1 protein-coding gene is annotated in these 658 nt (G+C 62.9%); it reads left to right on the top strand.

The annotated features are described in order from the left end of the window. Window positions 1–15: 15 nt before the first annotated feature. Window positions 16–510, top strand: a complete 495-nt coding sequence (locus ACYP5B_RS20215) for a hypothetical protein (RefSeq protein ID WP_459570919.1) — start codon at window positions 16–18, stop codon at window positions 508–510. Window positions 511–658: the final 148 nt, after the last annotated feature.

The raw sequence follows: 658 nt of genomic DNA on the forward strand, positions 1-658 counted from the left end.
CACGCGGAGTGCTCGATGACTGAGACGAAAAACACGGACTCGGCGTTGGCGGATCCGGAGATGCAGCACATCCTGGAAGATCTGCTGGCCCACGACGAGAACATTACCGCGCGCGCCGTCGCGCGCCGACATCCGCGCCTTCATGCGGCTTCGTCCATCACGCGTAGCCCTGCACGTAGCCAGTTGCTCGCGCAATACCAACAACGGCAAGCCGAGTTCCGTCGCTGGCAACGCCGCTTGCCGCACCAGGCCTCTGCCCTAACCGCCGCGACTCTGGCAGAAAAGGACGTGCGGATTGCCGCGCTCGAGCGGCAAGTTGCCTTGTTGACTGCCTCGCATCTGGCCATGCTCCGCGTCGTCGGCGAACTCGGCGGCTTCAGCAAGTGGGCCGCCTTCTACGAGCACTATGCCGATGCCCGCGCCCAGCTCGACGCGTTGGGCGCCGTGCCCGTCGCGACGATCACGCCGCTCTCAACCACTCCCCCAAAGGGCAAGCCACCGAAAGCGTAGGCATCTCGCCACACCTCGAAACAGTGTTGCGTGGATCCTGGCGCGCCTACGCAACGAAGTGATGTGCAAGCGTTGCGCAACAGACGCCAACGCTTCCCTGTGGATAACTCCGCTGGAATCCCGCTATATACAATATTGGGCAGTAAAC

It is taken from the genome of Cupriavidus sp. 8B, from assembly GCF_054589115.1.

Coding starts and splice junctions, on each gene's coding strand:
- ACYP5B_RS20215 (WP_459570919.1), top strand. CDS start 16: ATGACTGAGACGAAAAACACGGACTCGGCGTTGGCGGATCCGGAGATG.